The 18,133-nt window shown below is 70.1% G+C and carries 21 protein-coding genes and 3 tRNA genes; 5 read left to right on the top strand and 19 right to left on the bottom strand.

The window, feature by feature from the left end; translation table 11 throughout:
* Positions 1 to 362: 362 nt before the first annotated feature.
* The 9 genes from rplL to ACFW01_RS00955 all read right to left on the bottom strand — a co-directional run bounded on the left by rplL (position 363) and on the right by ACFW01_RS00955 (position 6,567).
* The gene (rplL, locus tag ACFW01_RS00915; protein WP_234957953.1) at positions 363 to 752 is read right to left on the bottom strand and encodes a 50S ribosomal protein L7/L12; all 390 of its coding nucleotides are present in this window, start codon (positions 750 to 752) and stop codon (positions 363 to 365) included.
* A gap of 117 nt (positions 753 to 869) precedes the next feature.
* On the bottom strand, positions 870 to 1,400 hold the full coding sequence (gene rplJ, locus ACFW01_RS00920; protein WP_114533307.1) for a 50S ribosomal protein L10: 531 nt from the start codon (positions 1,398 to 1,400) through the stop codon (positions 870 to 872).
* 295 nt (positions 1,401 to 1,695) lie between these two features.
* Positions 1,696 to 2,664, bottom strand: coding sequence for a hypothetical protein (locus tag ACFW01_RS00925; protein WP_384501948.1), 969 nt, complete (start codon positions 2,662 to 2,664; stop codon positions 1,696 to 1,698).
* Between the two features lie 100 nt (positions 2,665 to 2,764).
* Positions 2,765 to 3,604 (bottom strand): hypothetical protein, encoded by an 840-nt coding sequence (locus tag ACFW01_RS00930; RefSeq protein WP_384501950.1) that lies wholly within the window; start codon positions 3,602 to 3,604, stop codon positions 2,765 to 2,767.
* A 144-nt stretch (positions 3,605 to 3,748) separates the two neighbouring features.
* Positions 3,749 to 4,474: a 50S ribosomal protein L1 gene (gene rplA, locus ACFW01_RS00935; protein WP_064729326.1), complete on the bottom strand. Its 726-nt coding sequence runs from the start codon at positions 4,472 to 4,474 to the stop codon at positions 3,749 to 3,751.
* Between the two features lie 81 nt (positions 4,475 to 4,555).
* Complete coding sequence (gene rplK / locus ACFW01_RS00940; protein ID WP_003974315.1) at positions 4,556 to 4,990, bottom strand: 50S ribosomal protein L11; 435 nt, start codon at positions 4,988 to 4,990, stop codon at positions 4,556 to 4,558.
* A gap of 179 nt (positions 4,991 to 5,169) precedes the next feature.
* Positions 5,170 to 6,024, bottom strand: a complete 855-nt coding sequence (gene nusG, locus ACFW01_RS00945) for a transcription termination/antitermination protein NusG (RefSeq protein ID WP_234957956.1) — start codon at positions 6,022 to 6,024, stop codon at positions 5,170 to 5,172.
* Positions 6,025 to 6,104: 80 nt separating this feature from the next.
* Entirely contained in the window at positions 6,105 to 6,386 is a 282-nt protein-coding gene (gene secE / locus ACFW01_RS00950) for a preprotein translocase subunit SecE (RefSeq protein WP_064729324.1), read from the bottom strand.
* Positions 6,387 to 6,494: 108 nt separating this feature from the next.
* A tRNA-Trp gene (locus ACFW01_RS00955) sits at positions 6,495 to 6,567 on the bottom strand.
* A gap of 282 nt (positions 6,568 to 6,849) precedes the next feature.
* On the opposite strand from ACFW01_RS00955, the gene ACFW01_RS00960 reads away from it, so the two are divergent.
* Both ACFW01_RS00960 and ACFW01_RS00965 read left to right on the top strand, forming a co-directional pair.
* A complete protein-coding gene (locus ACFW01_RS00960; protein WP_234957957.1) occupies positions 6,850 to 8,076 on the top strand; it encodes a pyridoxal phosphate-dependent aminotransferase in 1,227 nt (408 codons plus the stop codon).
* A gap of 125 nt (positions 8,077 to 8,201) precedes the next feature.
* Positions 8,202 to 9,236 (top strand): adenosine deaminase, encoded by a 1,035-nt coding sequence (locus ACFW01_RS00965; RefSeq protein ID WP_234957958.1) that lies wholly within the window; start codon positions 8,202 to 8,204, stop codon positions 9,234 to 9,236.
* A 111-nt stretch (positions 9,237 to 9,347) separates the two neighbouring features.
* Here ACFW01_RS00965 and ACFW01_RS00970 read toward each other — a convergent pair whose 3' ends face one another.
* The 9 genes from ACFW01_RS00970 to ACFW01_RS01010 all read right to left on the bottom strand — a co-directional run bounded on the left by ACFW01_RS00970 (position 9,348) and on the right by ACFW01_RS01010 (position 14,741).
* Complete coding sequence (locus ACFW01_RS00970) at positions 9,348 to 10,403, bottom strand: UDP-N-acetylmuramate dehydrogenase (protein WP_384501954.1); 1,056 nt, start codon at positions 10,401 to 10,403, stop codon at positions 9,348 to 9,350.
* A 123-nt stretch (positions 10,404 to 10,526) separates the two neighbouring features.
* The gene (locus tag ACFW01_RS00975) at positions 10,527 to 10,907 is read right to left on the bottom strand and encodes a DUF3291 domain-containing protein (RefSeq protein ID WP_384501956.1); all 381 of its coding nucleotides are present in this window, start codon (positions 10,905 to 10,907) and stop codon (positions 10,527 to 10,529) included.
* A 33-nt stretch (positions 10,908 to 10,940) separates the two neighbouring features.
* Positions 10,941 to 12,428, bottom strand: a complete 1,488-nt coding sequence (locus ACFW01_RS00980) for an MFS transporter (protein ID WP_384501958.1) — start codon at positions 12,426 to 12,428, stop codon at positions 10,941 to 10,943.
* A gap of 134 nt (positions 12,429 to 12,562) precedes the next feature.
* A complete protein-coding gene (locus tag ACFW01_RS00985) occupies positions 12,563 to 13,135 on the bottom strand; it encodes a TetR/AcrR family transcriptional regulator (protein WP_234957962.1) in 573 nt (190 codons plus the stop codon).
* 117 nt (positions 13,136 to 13,252) lie between these two features.
* Positions 13,253 to 13,699, bottom strand: coding sequence for a MaoC family dehydratase (locus ACFW01_RS00990; protein ID WP_234958186.1), 447 nt, complete (start codon positions 13,697 to 13,699; stop codon positions 13,253 to 13,255).
* A gap of 20 nt (positions 13,700 to 13,719) precedes the next feature.
* Complete coding sequence (locus tag ACFW01_RS00995; protein WP_234957963.1) at positions 13,720 to 14,172, bottom strand: MaoC family dehydratase N-terminal domain-containing protein; 453 nt, start codon at positions 14,170 to 14,172, stop codon at positions 13,720 to 13,722.
* A gap of 123 nt (positions 14,173 to 14,295) precedes the next feature.
* On the bottom strand, positions 14,296 to 14,460 hold the full coding sequence (gene rpmG / locus ACFW01_RS01000) for a 50S ribosomal protein L33 (protein ID WP_003948671.1): 165 nt from the start codon (positions 14,458 to 14,460) through the stop codon (positions 14,296 to 14,298).
* An 89-nt stretch (positions 14,461 to 14,549) separates the two neighbouring features.
* Positions 14,550 to 14,622: transfer RNA gene (locus ACFW01_RS01005), tRNA-Met, on the bottom strand.
* 46 nt (positions 14,623 to 14,668) lie between these two features.
* A tRNA-Thr gene (locus ACFW01_RS01010) sits at positions 14,669 to 14,741 on the bottom strand.
* A 212-nt stretch (positions 14,742 to 14,953) separates the two neighbouring features.
* Here ACFW01_RS01010 and ACFW01_RS01015 point away from each other — a divergent pair.
* Complete coding sequence (locus ACFW01_RS01015) at positions 14,954 to 16,228, top strand: hydrolase (RefSeq protein WP_384501960.1); 1,275 nt, start codon at positions 14,954 to 14,956, stop codon at positions 16,226 to 16,228.
* A gap of 155 nt (positions 16,229 to 16,383) precedes the next feature.
* Entirely contained in the window at positions 16,384 to 17,040 is a 657-nt protein-coding gene (locus ACFW01_RS01020) for an SDR family oxidoreductase (protein ID WP_234957965.1), read from the top strand.
* Between the two features lie 109 nt (positions 17,041 to 17,149).
* On the opposite strand, the gene ACFW01_RS01025 is transcribed toward ACFW01_RS01020, so the two are convergent.
* Entirely contained in the window at positions 17,150 to 17,368 is a 219-nt protein-coding gene (locus ACFW01_RS01025) for a hypothetical protein (protein ID WP_234957966.1), read from the bottom strand.
* Between the two features lie 156 nt (positions 17,369 to 17,524).
* On the opposite strand from ACFW01_RS01025, the gene ACFW01_RS01030 reads away from it, so the two are divergent.
* Positions 17,525 to 18,070, top strand: a complete 546-nt coding sequence (locus ACFW01_RS01030; RefSeq protein WP_234957967.1) for a hypothetical protein — start codon at positions 17,525 to 17,527, stop codon at positions 18,068 to 18,070.
* The last annotated feature ends 63 nt before the right edge of the window (positions 18,071 to 18,133 follow it).

Below are 18,133 nucleotides of genomic sequence, written 5' to 3' on the forward strand. Positions count from 1 at the left end.
GACCGTGTTCGCTCCTCGTTGTTCTCACCACCTGTGCGGCAAGGCCTCGCCCTCAACGCACCGAGATACTGCCCTCTTCGCCGTCGATCCATGCCTCGGATTCGGATCCTTGTGACGACGCCCTGAGAATTGCGCGCTGCGTGCGGTTCGTCAAGGCCCCCCTTGCCCAAACCGGTTGCCGCCAGGGGCTCTCAGGGCCCCGGCGACGGCACAACGAAGATCACCATACTCTCCGCCGTCACGCGTGCAAGGCAGCCGCCGCCGGACCCTCGGAACGCCGAAGAGCGACCACCCGGATGGATGATCGCTCTTCGGTGCTACGGCGTTACAGATCCTGACGGATCCGTGGTGCCTTCGTGGTCTTACTTGACCTCGACGGAGGCGCCGGCGCCCTCGAGGGACTCCTTGGCCTTGTCCGCGGCGTCCTTGGCGACCTTCTCGAGGACGGGCTTCGGGGCGCCGTCCACGAGGTCCTTGGCCTCCTTCAGACCCAGGGAGGTCAGCTCGCGCACGACCTTGATGACCTGGATCTTCTTGTCGCCGGCACCCGTGAGGATGACGTCGAACTCGTCCTGCTCGGCCTCGGCCTCGACAGCGGCGCCACCAGCGGCACCACCGGCGACGACGACCGGCGCGGCAGCGGCGGCGGTGACGTCGAACTTCTCCTCGAAGGCCTTCACGAACTCGGAGAGCTCGATGAGGGTCATCTCCTCGAACTGGGCGAGCAGGTCGTCCTGGCTGAGCTTCGCCATGATGGCGGTCCTTCCACTAATTCGGCAGGTGCCGGATGTACGGGGTGAGGCGGGCGTACGTCGGCCCGCTGCGATCCGTGCCGCGCTCAGGCGGCCCGGATCAGAAAGCGAGCCGAGTTACTCGGCACCGCCCTGCTCGTCCTGCTTGGCACGGAGCGCGTCCACGGTGCGGACGAGCTTCGAGGGCAGTGCCTGGAAGACGGAGGCAGCCTGGGACTGCTTCGCCTTGAAGGCACCGGCCAGCTTGGAGAGCAGAACCTCGCGGGACTCGAGGTCCGCAAGCTTCTTGATCTCGTCGGCGGACAGCGCCTTGCCGTCAAGGACACCGCCCTTGATGACGAGGTTGGGGTTGTCCTTGGCGAAGTCGCGCAGACCCTTCGCCGACTCCACCGGGTCACCGGTGACGAAGGCGACGGCCGTCGGACCAGCGAAGAGCTGGTCGTCGAGCGTGATCCCGGCCTCGTTGGCCGCAATCTTGGTCAGCGTGTTCTTCACCACGGCGTACTGGGCGTTCTCACCGAGCGACCGGCGCAGCGTCTTGAGCTGCGCCACGGTGAGACCGCGGTACTCGGTCAGCACGGCGGCGTTGGAGCTGCGGAACTTGTCCGTCAGCTCGGCAACCGCGGCAGCCTTCTCGGGCGTCGCCATAGAGCCTCGGCCTCCTTCCGGGTGATTCGGACCGCGCGGACCCGAAGGAGGACTGGGGAAAACGAAACGCCCCGGCGCAGGCGCACGGGGCGTGGCTCGACCGTCGCTCACACGCACGAGGCGCGGACTCCGGGAGCTCATCCACAGTCACCTGCGCGGGTCGTCCGCAGTTCAGCGGATCCTTCGGCCACCGTGCCCTCCAACGAGCACACGGCAACGACCAGCGGTCTTTGGCTTCTGAAGAAAGGTACCCGACCGCACCAGCGGCGGGCAAATCCGCTCCCGGAGCGGGGGATCAGGTCGCGGAACCGAGGTCCAGCGCTTCCAGTTCGGCCAGCTCCTCGGCGTTGAGCCCCCCGGCCTCCGTGCCGTCACCGGCCAGGTCCTCCAGCTGCTTGAGCATCTCCATCATGTCGAAGGTGTCGGCCGCGGGCGGCACCTCGACCTGGGCCTTGGCGCCGTAGTCCGACAGCTTCATGCTCATGTCGACGTTGCCCTGCGGAGTGCTCATCGCGACGTCCATGCGCACGGGCAGGTCGGCGTCGTTCACCCAGACGTCGGTGTCGTAGCCCTTGATGCCGGACTTCTCGATGTTCGCCAGCAGCTTCTTGCGCTCCGCGGGCTTCAGCATGTCCAGGCTCTCGTTGCTCTCCATCATCTCCTTGACGGTGAGCGTGCCCTTGTAGTGCTGAGCCGTGACTCCGTCGACCTTCTCCTCGCCGACGTGCTTGATGTTGGGCGACTCCAGGAGGAGGGCGAGCTGCTCGGTCGGGTCCTGGTTCATGTTCTCGACGCCGGACAGCGCCTGACCGGCGTCCGCGCCCGCGGACTCGGCGGCGGCCTTGAGGTCCAGCTTCATCCAGCGCTTGCCGTCCATGTCCTTGGCGGCGGCCTCGCCCATGTCCATGTACATCACGTTGTCCTGCCAGACCATCCGGACCTGCTCCGGAGAGCCGGGCTCGGCGGTCAGCATGGAGCCCTTCATGGTCACGTCCATGACCGTCGGGTCCCAGCCCATGACGCCGTTCATCTGCGCGTCGCCCCCGCCGTCCAGCGCGGCCGGCATCGACATGGTCATCTCGACCTTGGCGGACTTCGCCTCGGAGGTCTTCTCGTACGCCGCGGTCAGCACCTGCTGGACGGACCGCCCACCACCGGAGGCGTCCCCGTCACCCCCACCGCATCCGACGGCACCGCCGGCCAGCACCAGAGCCGCCACACCGGCGAGCTTCGCCCCACCCCGGGCGTGCAGGAAATGCGCCATCGTTCCCCCCAAGGAACGTGACCAACGAAGAGTTGGCCACAAGAAGTTCAAATATGAAGACTCTGTGAGCCTAACCCACGGGAACACCACGCTTCCCCGATTAATCCGCTGCCGACTCCCCCAGCAGCTCCTTGAAGTCGGCCGTGTCCGCGGCCGGTGGACGGGCGGCGGAGACGGTGACGCCGTAGTCGCTGTAGTACGCGGTCTGGATCAGCTCCCCGGTCTTCGTCCGTCCCCGCTCGACCTTCTTGACCAGCAGGTTCCGGTCGTCGACCCAGATGTCGACGGTCTGGGCGGTGGACCCGCCGACCGTGCCGGACCAGTGGGTGGCGCGTCGGCCGCGCGTCTTCTCCTCACCCACCCTGCGTACGTCCTTGGCGGTCAGCAGCAGCTTCACCGCCTGGTGGGGCGTGGTGTTGCGCATCTGGTCCGCGAAGCCGGCGCCCGCGCCGCCGCCGAGGTCCTCCAGGTCGGCGTAGACGTACTTGATCCAGTGCCGGCCGCCGACCCTGGCGGCGAACTCGTCGCCCATGCGGGCGTAGTAGGCGTCGGCCAGGTACCGGGCCTCCATCGCGGTGGTGCCCAGCCGGCGCATCGTCTCGGCGGTGGTGCCACCGGTGTACGTGATCATGAGGGTGCCGGTGAGGCCGTCGTGCCAGCCGAGGACACCGGTGGCCTCCAGGGACAGCTCACTGCCCATCACGGTCGTGGACTCCACCCGCGCCGAACCCGCCCGACCGGTCGCCCGCTCGACGGCGCGCAGGGCGTCGGCCGAAGGGCCGGTGAGGGCCGGGGGCCCGGTGGACGCCGGGGCGGAGGACCGCGGAGCGGAGGACGGCGGGGCCGCGGGGTCCCCGGAGGACGTGCAGGCGGTGACGCCCGCCAGCATGACCGACACCGCGACCGAGACGACCGTCCGGCGTACCGTCGTGCCTGTCATCCGCCCACCCCCTGTGCCCCGCGCGCCCCCTGCGCCTCGTGCGGGGGTCCCCTGCCCGCACGCTAGCCCAGGTCGCGGGAGAAGGGACGGGCCCCGCACCTCGGAAGGTGCGGGGCCCGTGAACCGGTTGGGCGAGCCGTGGGCTCAGACCGCCGCCGGGTCCTCCTCGGTGAGGAGGTTGCGGGTGCGGTTGGAGTCGACCGGGATGCCGGGGCCGATCGTGGTGCTGATCGCGGCCTTCTTGATGTACCGGCCCTTCGCGGCGGACGGCTTGAGACGGAGGATCTCCTCCAGCGCCGCGCCGTAGTTCTCCACCAGCTTGGTGTCGTCGAACGACGTCTTGCCGATGATGAAGTGCAGGTTCGAGTGCTTGTCGACGCGGAACTCGATCTTGCCGCCCTTGATGTCGTTGACAGCCTTGGCGACGTCCGGGGTCACGGTGCCGGTCTTGGGGTTCGGCATGAGACCACGGGGACCGAGCACGCGGCCGAGGCGGCCGACCTTGCCCATGAGGTCCGGGGTGGCGACGACGGCGTCGAAGTCCAGACGGCCCTTCGACACCTCGTCGATCAGTTCGTCGGCGCCGACGATGTCGGCGCCCGCGGCACGCGCGGCCTCGGCACGGTCGCCGGTCGCGAAGACCAGGACCCGGGCGGTCTTGCCGGTGCCGTGCGGGAGGTTCACGGTGCCACGGACCATCTGGTCGGCCTTGCGCGGGTCGACACCCAGGCGGAAGGCGACCTCGACGGTGCCGTCGAACTTGCTCGTGGAGGTCTCCTTGGCGAGACGGACGGCCTCGAGCGGGGCGTAGAGCTTGTCCCGGTCGATCTTGGCGTCCGCAGCGCGGAGAGACTTGCTGCGCTTGCTCACTACTGCTCCTGTTGGCTTCTGAGGAGTCGTGGTGCGGGCCGAGCCGGCCCTGCCACTACTGCTGTTTTACGGGGGTGGAGGTCAGCCCTCGACCGTGACGCCCATGGAACGGGCGGTACCGGCGATGATCTTCTCCGCCTGGTCCAGGTCGTTGGCGTTGAGGTCGGGCATCTTGGTGGTGGCGATCTCACGGACCTGGTCACGCGTGATCTTCGCGACCTTGGTCTTGTGCGGCTCGCCGGAGCCCTTCTCCACACCCGCGGCCTTGAGGATCATCTTCGCGGCCGGCGGGGTCTTGGTGATGAAGGTGAAGGAACGGTCCTCGTAGACCGTGATCTCCACCGGGATGACCCAGCCACGCTGCGACTCGGTCGCGGCGTTGTAGGCCTTGCAGAACTCCATGATGTTCACGCCGTGCTGACCCAGCGCGGGGCCGACCGGCGGAGCCGGGTTGGCGGCACCGGCCTGGATCTGGAGCTTGATGAGCCCCGTGACCTTCTTCTTCTTGGGAGGCATAGCTCTCCGGGTCCTTTCGATTCGGGTCCTGCCCGCGTTCGGGAGCTACCCGGACACAGGCATACCGCACAACGATAGCGGGTATAGATGCGCGGCCAAAAACCGAGCAGGTCAGGCGCCCGCTCGCACGAGGGCCTGACCTGCTCGGACGCTGTGGCTCCAGCCGAACCTGTGACGAACTAGTTCTTCTGGATCTGGTCGAAGCTCAGCTCGACCGGGGTCTCGCGGCCGAAGATCTCGACGAGGCCCTTGACCTTCTTCGAGTCGGCGTTGATCTCGTTGATCGTGGCCTGGAGCGTGGCGAAGGGGCCGTCGGTGACGGTGACCGAGTCGCCGACCTCGAAGTCCAGGACCTGGACCTCGACCTTGCGCTGCGGCGCCGGCTTGCCCTCGGCCTCGGCGGCCTCGCGGGCGGCCTTCTCCTCGGCCTCCGGGGCGAGCATCTTGACGATCTCGTCCAGGGTCAGCGGGTACGGGTCGTAGGCGTTGCCCACGAAGCCGGTGACGCCGGGGGTGTTGCGGACGACGCCCCAGGACTCGTTGGTCAGGTCCATGCGGACCAGGACGTAGCCGGGGAGCTTGTTCTGGCGGATCGTCTTGCGGTCGCCGTTCTTGATCTGGACGACCTCTTCCTGCGGCACCTCGGCCTGGAAGATGTAGTCCTCGACGTTCAGCGAGACGGCGCGCTGTTCGAGGTTGGTCTTCACGCGGTTCTCGTAGCCGGCGTAGGTGTGGATCACGTACCACTCGCCGGGCAGGACGCGCAGCTCGCGGCGGAGCGCCTCGATCGGGTCCAGCTCGGGCTCGGGCTCCGCGGCCTCTTCCGCCTGCTCGGCGGTGTCGTCGTCCGCGGCTTCCGCGGTCTCGTCCTCGGCCTCTGCGGTCGTCTCGTCCGCGTCGACGACGGCGTCGTCGGCAGCCTCGGCCTCGGCGGAGGCCTGGGTGTCCTCGTTGCCGGCGCCCTCGACGGTGCCGGGCTCGTCCTCGACGGACTCGACCGGCTCGAAGGCGTCGTTCACGTTCGGGTCAGACACGGTGGCTGCTTCTTCCTGGATACATAGGGGTGGAACACGCGAAAGGGGCGCCGGGTACCTCGGCGCCCTTCGCTCTCGACTCAGCCGAAGACGTACTTGGCGGCGTGAGAGAAGCCATAGTCAATCAGAGTCACCAGGCCGATCATGATGACCACGAAGATGATCACCACGGTGGTGTACGTCGTCAGCTGATTCCGGGTCGGCCAGACAACCTTGCGGAGTTCCGCGACGATCTGGCGGTAGAAGAGGGCGAGCCGCTTGAGGGGGCCCTTCTTGCCGCGCTTGCCGCCCTTGCGGGACTTCTTGTCCGGCGCCTCGTCCTGGGCATCAGGCATGTCGATGGAGCCCACGGCGTCCGTCACTCGTCCTCACCTGATTCCGGGTCGTGGCCGTGCCGCGCCCGGTTGGAGCCGCACGGCGGTGCATTGCTGTACGTACATGCGCACACATCCTGGCGATGGTGTGTGTAGCAGGGCCGGAGGGACTTGAACCCCCAACCGCTGGTTTTGGAGACCAGTGCTCTACCAATTGAGCTACGACCCTTTGTGTGTCCCCCAACGTACCGCATCCATCCGGATGCTTGGAGTGCACCGAATGATCGCGGGCTGCTGAAGGCCAACGAGGTGAGAGTGTACGTGCTCACGGGCCGGGCGTCGAACAGAATGGGGCGGCGAGGCGCCCCGCCAGGGGGCATTGGCCGAAGATCGCCCAGGCGGGCGCGCGGTTCCGGACTGATGTTCTGGGTCCTGCCCCGTTCCAGTTCGGTCCTGTTCAGTCAGTGAAACCCGTGTGCCGGTGCGGTTTGCGGTCTGGAACGATGGGGCCATGAGCGCTGCAACCCCTCCCACCGAGCGCCGGGTCTCCGCCCGAGTCGGCGCGATCTCCGAGTCCGCGACCCTCGCCGTGGACGCCAAGGCCAAGGCCCTGAAGGCCGCCGGGCGTCCGGTGATCGGCTTCGGCGCCGGTGAGCCCGACTTCCCGACGCCGGACTACATCGTCGAGGCCGCCGTCGAGGCGTGCAAGAACCCGAAGTACCACCGCTACACGCCGGCCGGCGGGCTGCCCGAGCTGAAGGCCGCCATCGCCGCGAAGACGCTGCGCGACTCCGGCTACGAGGTCGACCCGTCGCAGATCCTCGTGACCAACGGCGGCAAGCAGGCCATCTACGAGGCGTTCGCCGCGATCCTCGACCCGGGCGACGAGGTCATCGTCCCGGCGCCGTACTGGACGACGTACCCGGAGTCGATCCGGCTGGCCGGGGGCGTGCCCGTCGAGGTCGTCGCCGACGAGACGACCGGCTACCGGGTGAGCGTGGAGCAGCTGGAGGCCGCGCGCACGGACAAGACCAAGGTCGTCCTCTTCGTCTCGCCGTCGAACCCGACGGGGGCCGTGTACAGCGAGGCCGAGACCGAGGCGATCGGCCAGTGGGCCGTCGAGCACGGCCTGTGGGTGCTGACCGACGAGATCTACGAGCACCTCGTCTACGGCGACGCCTTCTCCGTGTCCCTGCCGGCCCTGCTGCCCGAGCTGCGCGACAAGTGCATCGTGGTCAACGGTGTCGCGAAGACGTACGCGATGACCGGCTGGCGGGTCGGGTGGGTCATCGGCCCGAAGGACGTCGTCAAGGCCGCGACGAACCTCCAGTCGCACGCCACGTCCAACGTGTCCAACGTGGCCCAGGCGGCGGCGATCGCCGCGGTCTCCGGCGACCTGGACGCCGTGGCGAAGATGCGGGAGGCCTTCGACCGGCGCCGCCAGACCATCGTGCGGATGCTCAACGACATCGACGGCGTGGTGTGCCCGGAGCCCAAGGGCGCGTTCTACGCCTACCCGTCGGTGAAGGCGCTGGTCGGCAAGGAGATCCGCGGCAAGCGTCCGCAGGACACGGTCGAGCTGGCCGCGCTGATCCTGGAGGAGGCCGAGGTCGCGGTGGTGCCGGGTGAGGCGTTCGGTACGCCCGGGTACCTGCGGCTGTCGTACGCGCTCGGCGACGAGGACCTCGTCGAGGGCGTGAGCCGGATCCAGAAGCTGCTGGCGGAGGCCCGGGACTGACCCGACCCCACTGCCGCGACAGAGCACTCCGGAACCTTCCGGGGTGCTCTGTTTGTTTGTGCGAGCAAGACCACGTACGGGGAAAGTGCTGTCGGGTCGGGCGTGTCGTGCGGCAGGATCGCGGAATGGAGCGTGTACGTGATGTCTCTGAACTGCCGAAGGCCCATCTCCACCTGCACTTCACCGGGTCGATGCGGCCCACGACCCTGCTGGAACTGGCCGACAAGCACGGTGTACGACTGCCCGAGACGCTGACCGAGGCGCTGGGCCGCGGTGAGTCGCCCAAGCTGCGCGCGACGGACGAGCGGGGCTGGTTCCGCTTCCAGCGGCTGTACGACGCGGCGCGGTCGTGTCTCCAGGAGCCGGAGGACATCCAGCGGCTGGTGCGGGAGGCCGCGGAGGAGGATGTGCGGGACGGGTCGGGGTGGCTGGAGATCCAGGTGGACCCGACGTCGTACGCCCCGCGGCTGGGCGGGCTGATCCCGGCGCTGGAGATCATCCTGGACGCGGTGGAGACCACCGTGCGGGACACGGGGATCGGGATGCGGGTGCTGGTGGCCGCGAACCGGATGAAGCACCCGCTGGACGCGCGGACACTGGCCCGGCTGGCGGTGCGCTACGCGGACAGGGGCGTGGTCGGGTTCGGCCTGTCCAACGACGAACGGCGGGGCATGGCCCGCGACTTCGACCGGGCGTTCGCGATCGCGCGCGAAGGCGGGCTGCTGTCGGCGCCGCACGGAGGTGAGCTGACCGGGCCCGCGTCGGTGCGGGACTGCCTGGACGACCTGGAGGCGGACCGGATCGGGCACGGGGTACGGGCGGCGGAGGATCCGCGGCTGCTGAAGCGGCTCGCCGACCGGCAGGTGACGTGCGAGGTGTGTCCGGCGTCGAACGTCGCCCTGGGCGTGTACGAGAAGCCGGAGGACGTGCCGCTGCGGAAGCTGTTCGAGGCGGGGGTGCCGATGGCGCTGGGCGCGGACGATCCGCTGCTGTTCGGGGCGCGGCTGGCGGCTCAGTACGAGTTCGCCCGGGAGCACCACGGGTTCACGGACCCGGAACTGGCGGAGCTGGCACGCCAGTCGGTTCGGGGGTCGGCGGCGCCGGCGGACGTGAAGGAGAAACTGCTGGCCGGGGTGGACGGCTGGCTGGCAGCGGAGTAGTGACGTAGCGGGCAACTGTGCCGCCTGGGGCGGCACGGGTGGGCGCGGCGGCACCCGGCAAGCGCCGGGCCGCGTCACCCGCCCCCGGACCCGCGTCCGCGCCGGGGGCCGTTACAGCCGGACGCCCACCGTCACCGGCTCGTTGACCAGCGTGACGCCGAACGCGTCGTGGACCCCGGCGACGACCTCGCGGGCCAGCGCCAGCAGGTCCTCCGTGGTGGCCTCGCCGCGGTTGGTCAGCGCCAGCGTGTGCTTGGTGGAGATGCGGGCGGGGCCGGTGCCGTAGCCCTTGGTGAAGCCGGCCTTGTCGATCAGCCAGGCCGCCGAGGTCTTGACGAGGCCGTCCCCGGCCGGGAAGGCGGGCGGCTCCGCCGCGTCCCCGAGCCGCTCGGACACGCGCGAACGGAACGCGGTGAACTCCTCGTCCGTGAGGATCGGGTTGGTGAAGAACGACCCGGCCGACCAGGTGTCGTGGTCGTCGGGGTTCAGCACCATGCCCTTCCCCGCGCGCAGCTTCAGCACGGTGTCGCGGGCGGCGGTCAGCCGGACCCGGTCACCCGCCTCGACGCCGAGCGCGCGGGCCGTCTCGGCGTAGCGGATGGGCGCGGAGAACCCGCGCGCGTCCTCCAGCCGGAAACGGACGCGCAGCACGACGAACCGCTCGGGTTCGGCCTTGAAGCGGCTGTTGCGGTACGAGAAGTCGCAGGCCGCGTTGGAGAGGGTGACCGTCTCCCTGTTCCTGCGGTCGTACGCCGTCACCTCGGTGATCGTGGAGCTGACCTCCTGGCCGTACGCGCCGACGTTCTGGATGGGCGTCGCGCCCGCCGAGCCGGGGATGCCGGCCAGGCACTCGACGCCGGCCAGTCCGGCCTCGACGGTGCGGGCGACGGCGTCGGACCAGATCTCGCCGGCCGCCAGCTCCAGCGTCGTGCCGTCGAGGGTGAGGCCGCGGGTGGCGATGTGCAGGGCGGTGCCGTCGAAGCCCTTGTCGCCGATGACCAGGTTGGATCCGCCGCCGATGAGCAGCAGGGGCGTGCCGGTGTCGTCGGCGTCGCGGACGGTGGCGATCACCTCGGCGTCGGTCGTGGCCGTGATCAGCCGGGTCGCCGGTCCTCCGAGTCGGAAGGTGGTCAGCGGGGCGAGGGGGGCGTCCTGGATTTCCTGCACGCGCTCAAGACTACGAGACGGCACCGACAGCCCCGGGCAGCGGGAAGCGCCCCGACCGTCCGGCCGGGGCGCTTCCCTCCTTCGCCGCGGGTGTCCGCCACCGCGGGCGCTCTCATCCTTCGGTCACCGCAGGCGCTGTCGTACCTCGGCCCAGCTGACCGGCAGCTCGTCGCTCGACGCCGGCCAGGAGACGAACTTCGCGTCCCGCATCTGCTCGGAGAGCCGGCGGGAGGCCGGGGCATGGGTGCCGGAGCGGGCGAAGTCCTTGAGCGCCTCGGGCGACTCCCAGGCGGACAGCGTCCAGAACGTCCGCTTGAAGGGCTCCGCCTTCAGGGAGGCGCCGTACGCACCTCGCGCGCCCCTCACCTGCCGCCACACGCCCGGCGTGCGCGCCAGGAACTTCACGGCTCCCCACAGCGTGCGGGTCTCGAAACGGGAGGCGAAGACGTGTACCTCCGTGGCCTGCGGCGGTCGGTTCGGCACGGTCCAGGGAAGGGTGGGCATGTCGGGCTCTCCTCTCGTCCTGCGTGGGTGCGGTCAGCCGATGGCCGCCGGGGCGGATACGGTCTCCTCCGGCTCCGGGGCCGGGTTCGGGTTCGGGTTCGTTCCGGGTGTGTCCGTGGAGGTCCGGCCGGCCGGGCGGCCGCGCGGGATCAGCAGGGCCGCGATGCCTCCGAGGGCGACCACCGCCGCGCCGACCGCGACCGCCGGCCGCAGTCCGTCGACGAAGATCTGGGGGGACTCGTAGCCGCCCTGCGCCGCGAAGATCGAGGACATGACCGCGATGCCGAGCGCGCCGCCCACCTCGCGCAGGGCGTTGTTGGCGCCGGAGGCGATGCCCTGCTCCTTGTTCACGACGCTGGACATCACCAGGGCGGAGGCGGGAGCGAAGAACAGGGCCATGCCGATTCCGCTGATGATCAGACCGGGCAGCTGCACCCCGTAGGAGGCGTCGGCCGTGATCACCCAGGCGAGATAGCCGAGGCCGGCCGCCTGGAGGAAGAGTCCCGCGGCGACGACCGGGCGCCCTCCGAGGCGGTCCGAGAGGATGCCGGCGATGGGCGCGACCAGCATCGGCATGCCGGTCCAGGGCAGCATGCGCAACCCCGCCTCGGTGGGCGAGTAGCCGAGCACGCCCTGCATGTACTGGCTGAGCAGGAAGATCGAGCCGAACATCCCGAGGAACATCAGCAGGCTCGCCGCGTTGATCCCGGCGAAGGCGCGGGAGCGGAAGAGGCGCATGGGGAGCATGGGGTTCCTGGCGCGGGTGCTGTAGAGAACGAAGCCGGCGAGCAGCGCCGCCCCCGCCAACAGGGCCATGAGCACCACGGAGCCGGTCCAGCCGTCGACGGGGCCGCGGACCAGGCCGTAGACGATGCCGAAGAGTCCGCCACTGGCGAGCAGGGTGCCGGGGAGGTCGAGCGGGGCGCCGGTGCCGTAGGACTCGGCGAGGCGGACGCGGGCGAGCGGCAGCAGGGCCAGACCCAGCGGAACGTTCAGCCAGAAGATCCACTGCCAGGAGATGTGTTCGGTGAGGCTGCCGCCGACCAGCGGACCCGAGGCCACGGCCAGCCCGTTGACGGCGCCCCAGATGCCGTACGCCATCCCGCGGCGTTCGGCGGGGACGGCGGCCGTCAGCAGGGTCAGGGTGAGCGGCATCATGATCGCCGCGCCGACGCCCTGGACCGCGCGGGCGGCGATGAGCGAGTCGATGCCGGGTGCCATGGCCGCGGCGGCGGAGGCGACGGTGAAGACGGTCAGACCGACGATGAAGAGCTTGCGGCGGCCGAAGCGGTCGCCCAGTGCCGCGCCGAACATCAGGAGGACGGCGAAGGTGAGCGTGTACGCGCTCACGGTCCATTCCAGGTCGTGCAGCGCCCCGCCCAGGTCCTCACGGATGGAGGGGAGGGCGGTGGTGACGACGAGGTTGTCGAGGGCGGCCATGAATCCGGCGACGCTGGTGATGACGAGGGCCCAGACGGCTCCCCCGGCGCTTGTGCTCCGACCTGTGCTGTGCTGTGACATCTCTCCCCCAGAGGGTGTGCACCGCTTGCGGTTTGTGTGGTTAGTAATTGCTGACTAACTTCTACGGCCATACGACGGCACGCGACGGTCATACGAGTGGTGTGCGAGAGCACCCGTCGCCGACCCGCGAGCCCCTACGCGCCGCTCTGGCTCTGTTTGGCCCGCGCCGAGATGTAGAGGCCTTCCCAGATCCGGTGCCCCGGCGGAAAGCCCATGCCGGCCAGGGTGTTGATGAGCATGCCGTACGCCATGAAGGTCGTCGTTTCGTTCACGTCGCCCCCCAGGGGCACGCGGACGGTGTCCCAGAGTTCCAGCCAGCCCCTGCGGACCATCTCGCCGAACTCGTGGTCCCCGGTCGCCTCGGCCGCGGCGACCGTGACGTAGACCTGCAACTGCATCTGCAGCTTCTCGGGGTGATCGGCGATCAGCTGCGTATAGGCCTCGGCCATGGAGTGCAGGGCCTCTTCGCCGTGCAGCCCCTCGGACGCCTTCTCGAACACCTCGCGCGTGTCCTGGAGGCAGCGTTCCGCGACGGCGAGGAAGATCGCTTTCTTGCCCGGAAAGAGCCGGAAGAGGTACGGCTGGGAGACCCCCACCCGCTTGGCGATGGCCTCGGTGGAGGTGCCGTAGTAGCCACCCCTGGCGAACTCGGTCGTCGCCGCGCGGATGACGCTCTCGCGTCGCTCCTCTGCACTCATCCTGACCATGGATAGAAAGTTAGTACTCAATCACTAACTAAGTCAAGGGGGTAAGGCGCGCCAAGAGGTGAGAGGCACCAAGAGGTAAGGGGCGTCCTCAATGGAGAACGCCCCTTACCGCACTTCTCAGCCCAGGCGGACGACCGCACGGGACATGCCGAGGACCTTCTGGCCGCCGCTGGTGGCCGTGAGGTCGACGCGGACGGTGTTGTCGTCGAGCTTGGCCGCGACCTTGCCGCTGACCTCGATCACGGCACCCTGGCCGTCGTCCGGGACGACGACGGGCCGGGTGAAGCGGACGCCGTACTCCACGACCGCGCCCGGGTCGCCGACCCAGTCGGTGACCACGCGGATCGCCTCGGCCATGGTGAACATGCCGTGCGCGATGACGTCCGGCAGGCCGACGTCCTTGGCGAACTTCTCGTTCCAGTGGATCGGGTTGAAGTCGCCGGAGGCACCCGCGTACTGGACGAGCTTGGCACGGTCCACCGGGAAGGACTGCGCGGGCAGCTCGGTGCCGACCTCGACGTCGCCGTACGCGATCCTGGCGCCGGGAGAGGCCGGAGGCGTCATGGTGGGGTCCGTCACGGTACTCACGCCTCCTCGGCCGCGCGGGCCACGAGCTTGGTCCAGGCGGTGACGACGTGCTCGCCGAGCTCGTCGTGGACCTCGCCGCGGACGTCCAGGACGTCGTTGCCGGCCAGCGACTTGATCGCCTCGATGGTCGAGGTGACGGTGAGCCGGTCGCCGGCCCGCACCGGGCGGACGTAGGCGAACTTCTGGTCGCCGTGCACCACCCGGCTGTAGTCCAGGCCCAGCTGCGGGTCCTCGACGACCTGCCTGGCCGCCTTGAACGTGATCGAGAACACGAAGGTCGGCGGGGCGATCACGTCCGGGTGGCCGAGTGACTTCGCGGTCTCCGTGTCCGTGTACGCCGGGTTGGCATCCCCCACGGCCTCCGCGAACTCGCGGATCTTCTCCCGGCCCACCTCGTAGGGCGCGGTCGGCGGATAGGTCCGCCCCACGAACGACTGGTCGAGCGCCATGGGCTCGCTCCTCCTGCTGTTTTGCTCTGCTCTGCTGTGCGGTGGGTACCGCGCCGGGCACCACTGACCCAAACGACGCGAGGCCGCCCCCAGTATCGGGGACGGCCTCGCGTACGAGCCTTGTTATCGCGTTTCGCGGTGCGCGGTGTGCGCGTTGCAACGCGGGCAGTGCTTCTTCATCTCCAGTCGGTCCGGGTTGTTGCGCCGGTTCTTCTTGGTGATGTAGTTCCGCTCCTTGCACTCCACGCAGGCCAGCGTGATCTTCGGGCGGACGTCGGTGGCAGCCACGTGAGTGCTCCTTGACGGACGGATTGATGATATTAACGCAGGAAAGAGTAGCCGATTGAAGGACCGACCCCGCAATCGGCTACTGAGAGTAGCGGTGACCGGACTTGAACCGGTGACACAGCGATTATGAGCCGCTTGCTCTACCGACTGAGCTACACCGCTGTGATGCGATCGGGCCCCGCCTCGCGACGGGAACCTCTCACACCAGAGCCCCAAAACGGAATCGAACCGTTGACCTTCTCCTTACCATGGAGACGCTCTGCCGACTGAGCTATTGGGGCGAGCGATGAAGACATTACACGGTCGCCCGCCGTTCGCCCAAATCCGTTTCGTCGCCCCTGACCCGTCCCGTACCCACCACTCCGGAGGGCCGGACCGCGCCGGTACGACTATTGCGCTCCTCCGCGCCACGGGCTGATCACCGTCCTAGGCTCGACTCACTCTGCGTGATCTTGCGTCCCCCACTGCGCAGCCCCGAGCCCAGAGGAGCGCGATGCCCGACAGCCAGCCGCAGCCGCCCCGTTCGCCCTCCCCCTCGGGCCCCGCCGACCACGGTTCGCTCCTGCTCTCCGGGGCTCGGCTCACCGACGGCCGGACCGTGGACGTGCGGCTCCACGGCGGGCGCATCGAGGCCGTCGGCACCGCCGGCAGCCTGACCCCGGCCCGCACGCCGGGCCCCGGCACCCGCGTCGACCTCGGCGGCTACCTGCTGCTCCCCGCCCCCGCCGAACCCCACGTCCACCCCGACACGGCCCTGACCGCCGACGTCCCTGGCCCCGTCTCCTACGAACCCGAGGACGTCCAGCGCCGGGCCACCGAGGCCGCCCTGCTCCAGCTCGGACACGGGGCGACCGCGCTGCGGGCGCATGTGCGGGTGGGCGACGTCGCGGGGCTGGGCGCGCTGACCGCCGTCCTGCGCGCGCGGCGTTCGCTGCGCGGTCTGGCCGAGCTGACGACGGTGGCGATGCCGAGGGTGCTGACCGGCGTCGCCGGGGCCGACGGTCTCGCGATGCTGCGGGACGCGGTCAAGATGGGCGCCGACGTGGTGGGCGGGTGCCCCGACCTGGACCCCGACCCGGCGGGGTACGTGGAGGCGGTCCTGGAGGTCGCGGCCGAGCACGGCTGCCCGGTCGACCTGCACACGGACGCGGCCGATCCGGCGCGGCTGGCCCGGCTGGCGGCCATGGCGGGCGGGCTGCGCCCCGGGGTGGCCCTCGGTCCCTGCGAGGGCCTCGGCCTGCTGCCGGCCGAGGTCGCCTCCCGGGCCGCGGAACAGCTCGCGGCGGCCGGGGTGACGGTGGTCTGCCTGCCGCAGGGCACGTGCGGCGCCGCCGACCACCCCGACGGCACCGCTCCGGTACGGCTGCTGCGGGCGGCCGGGGTACGGGTCGCCGCCGGGAGCGGTGCGCTCCGGGACGTCTCCAACCCCGTCGGGCGCGGTGACCCCCTGGAGGCGGCGTACCTGCTCGCCTCACGCCACGGGCTGCGCCCTCAGGACGCGTACGAGGCGGTGAGCACGGGGGCGCGGGCGGCGCTCGGCCTGCCCGAGGTGCGGGTGGAGGCCGGTTTCCCGGCCGAGCTCCTCGCGGTACGTGGCGACCGGCTGGCGGGGGCGCTGTCCCTGGCGTACAGCCGCGTCGTGGTGCACCGGGGGCGCGTGGTGTCACGGACCAGCGCGGTACGGGAGTACGGCGACCAGGACGGCGGCGCCGCGGACCTGGGGCTGCCTCGGCAGGGGCGGGGGGAGCGTGGGGGGCCGTCGAGCTGAGCGACCGGGAAGAGGGGTGGGCACCGGGTGGGCACCGGGTGGGCAAGGCCCCCTTTCCCGTTTTCCCGTGGACACACCGGCATCCGGTGGCCGTCCCGGGGAGCGTGGCCGAAGTCGTGCGGCGGGGGCGGCTGTCGGGGCGTACGGTCGAAGACATGCGCATTGTCATCGCTGGTGGTCATGGTCAGATCGCGCTGCGGCTGGAGCGGTTGCTCGCCGCGCGCGGCGACGAGGTGGCGGGCATCATCCGCAAGGCCGAACAGGCCGACGATCTCCGTGCGGCCGGTGCCGAACCGATCGTGCTCGATCTGGAGTCGGCCTCGCCGGAGGAGGTCGCGGAGTGCCTGCGGGGCGCCGATGCGGCGGTCTTCGCCGCGGGGGCGGGCCCCGGAAGCGGGGTGGCCCGCAAGGACACGGTGGACAAGTCGGCGGCGGTCCTCTTCGCGGACGCGGCGGTCCGGGCGGGCGTACGGCGCTTCGTGGTCGTGTCCTCCATGGGCGCCGACCCCGCGCACCAGGGCGACGAGATCTTCGACGTCTACCTGCGCGCCAAGGGCGAGGCCGACGCGCACGTCCGCTCACTGGACGAGCTGGACTGGACGATCCTGCGCCCCGGCATGCTGACGGACGACGCGGGCACCGGGCTCGTACGGCTGGAGGCGCACACCGGCCGCGGCCCCGTCCCGCGCGACGACGTGGCCGCGGCCCTGGCCGAACTGGTCGACACCCCGGCGACGCACGGCCTGACCCTGGAGCTGATCAGCGGTTCGACACCGGTGTCGGTGGCGGTGAAGTCGGTGGCCGGGAACTGAGGCGGGCTCCCGGGCAGGGCGGGGCGGGGCGAACGGGGACGCGAGGCAGGCGGGAGGTGCCCGGGGAGTACGCGGGACTCGGTACGCGGGACTCGGGACTCGGGACGGGTCAGAACAGGGGGAGCTGTCCGGGGAAGCCGGGGACGACGTACCCGTCCAAGGACGGTTGCGCCGCCCCGAGTTGCGCCGTCCGCCGCGATCCGGGACAGGACACCAGCTCACCGCCGCCCCGCGCTCCGGGCGGGTCATGACGCGCGTACCGTCCCGCGACGACGGCGATCTCGCGACGGCACTCGGGGCACATTCTGCGACGGGAGGACGAGGCCATGCCCCCAGTCTGCCCGCAACGCACGCCCGCCGGGCGGCCACGGGCGCGAGCGTCTTGGGCGAGCACACGATGCAGGGCCCCCTGATGTCCAGCGCATGCTGATGTGTACGGCGCGGCCGGAAAGCACTCGCGGAGACGGCGCAACAGTTTGATTCAATGACCCGCATGGTGGCGGACGGCACATACCTGGGACCGTTGGAACTGGTCAGCGGGCACTGGGGAGTCGGAGACGCCACGCGATCCGACACCCACTGGGTGGAGCTCCGCCCGGACGGGCTCCACCAGCACGAGCCAGGCTTCGAGGGACGGCTGATCCCCTGGTCCCGGATCATGACCGGCATTTCGCTCACCTGGGGCAAACACTCCTGGAGCTCCAACAGCAGGGGCATGTACACGCCGAGGGGAACGGTCGCCGGGAGCAGCAGCGGCTGGATACACATGACGCTGCGCCACCCGTACGAGAACCACCCACTGCGCTTCGACCGGCACACGCGCCCATACCGAGCGGTGGATGCCCTCCGGCTGGAGAGCCTGCTACGGCAGCTGGCCGACGAGGGAAGCCTCCCCCTGCTCGGCTCCCCGGAGTGGGTGGGCCGCGCCGTGGCACACCTGACCGGCGGAAAGAACAGCTGGATCACCAACCGAGCGCTGCAGCGGGCGGCCACGGAGGCCATAGCGACGGCCGGTACCGGCCGTCCCTGACGACCACCCTGACCTGCACTCGTCGTCGGTCCGCGAACGCCGAAAGGGTCTGTGATCAGCATT

The sequence above is a fragment of the Streptomyces sp. NPDC058985 genome (assembly GCF_042740985.1).
GTDB lineage: Bacteria > Actinomycetota > Actinomycetes > Streptomycetales > Streptomycetaceae > Streptomyces.

What these genes read in the sequence shown, in the direction of transcription:
- rplL (WP_234957953.1), bottom strand. Translation starts at nt 752, where the DNA reads ATGGCGAAGCTCAGCCAGGACGACCTGCTCGCCCAGTTCGAGGAGATG.
- rplJ (WP_114533307.1), bottom strand. Translation starts at nt 1,400, where the DNA reads ATGGCGACGCCCGAGAAGGCTGCCGCGGTTGCCGAGCTGACGGACAAG.
- ACFW01_RS00925 (WP_384501948.1), bottom strand. Translation starts at nt 2,664, where the DNA reads ATGGCGCATTTCCTGCACGCCCGGGGTGGGGCGAAGCTCGCCGGTGTG.
- ACFW01_RS00930 (WP_384501950.1), bottom strand. Translation starts at nt 3,604, where the DNA reads ATGACAGGCACGACGGTACGCCGGACGGTCGTCTCGGTCGCGGTGTCG.
- rplK (WP_003974315.1), bottom strand. Translation starts at nt 4,990, where the DNA reads ATGCCTCCCAAGAAGAAGAAGGTCACGGGGCTCATCAAGCTCCAGATC.
- ACFW01_RS00960 (WP_234957957.1), top strand. Translation starts at nt 6,850, where the DNA reads ATGAGCGCTGCAACCCCTCCCACCGAGCGCCGGGTCTCCGCCCGAGTC.
- ACFW01_RS00965 (WP_234957958.1), top strand. Translation starts at nt 8,202, where the DNA reads ATGGAGCGTGTACGTGATGTCTCTGAACTGCCGAAGGCCCATCTCCAC.
- ACFW01_RS00975 (WP_384501956.1), bottom strand. Translation starts at nt 10,907, where the DNA reads ATGCCCACCCTTCCCTGGACCGTGCCGAACCGACCGCCGCAGGCCACG.
- ACFW01_RS00980 (WP_384501958.1), bottom strand. Translation starts at nt 12,428, where the DNA reads ATGTCACAGCACAGCACAGGTCGGAGCACAAGCGCCGGGGGAGCCGTC.
- ACFW01_RS00985 (WP_234957962.1), bottom strand. Translation starts at nt 13,135, where the DNA reads ATGGTCAGGATGAGTGCAGAGGAGCGACGCGAGAGCGTCATCCGCGCG.
- ACFW01_RS00990 (WP_234958186.1), bottom strand. Translation starts at nt 13,699, where the DNA reads ATGACGCCTCCGGCCTCTCCCGGCGCCAGGATCGCGTACGGCGACGTC.
- ACFW01_RS00995 (WP_234957963.1), bottom strand. Translation starts at nt 14,172, where the DNA reads ATGGCGCTCGACCAGTCGTTCGTGGGGCGGACCTATCCGCCGACCGCG.
- ACFW01_RS01015 (WP_384501960.1), top strand. Translation starts at nt 14,954, where the DNA reads ATGCCCGACAGCCAGCCGCAGCCGCCCCGTTCGCCCTCCCCCTCGGGC.
- ACFW01_RS01020 (WP_234957965.1), top strand. Translation starts at nt 16,384, where the DNA reads ATGCGCATTGTCATCGCTGGTGGTCATGGTCAGATCGCGCTGCGGCTG.
- ACFW01_RS01025 (WP_234957966.1), bottom strand. Translation starts at nt 17,368, where the DNA reads ATGGCCTCGTCCTCCCGTCGCAGAATGTGCCCCGAGTGCCGTCGCGAG.
- ACFW01_RS01030 (WP_234957967.1), top strand. Translation starts at nt 17,525, where the DNA reads ATGACCCGCATGGTGGCGGACGGCACATACCTGGGACCGTTGGAACTG.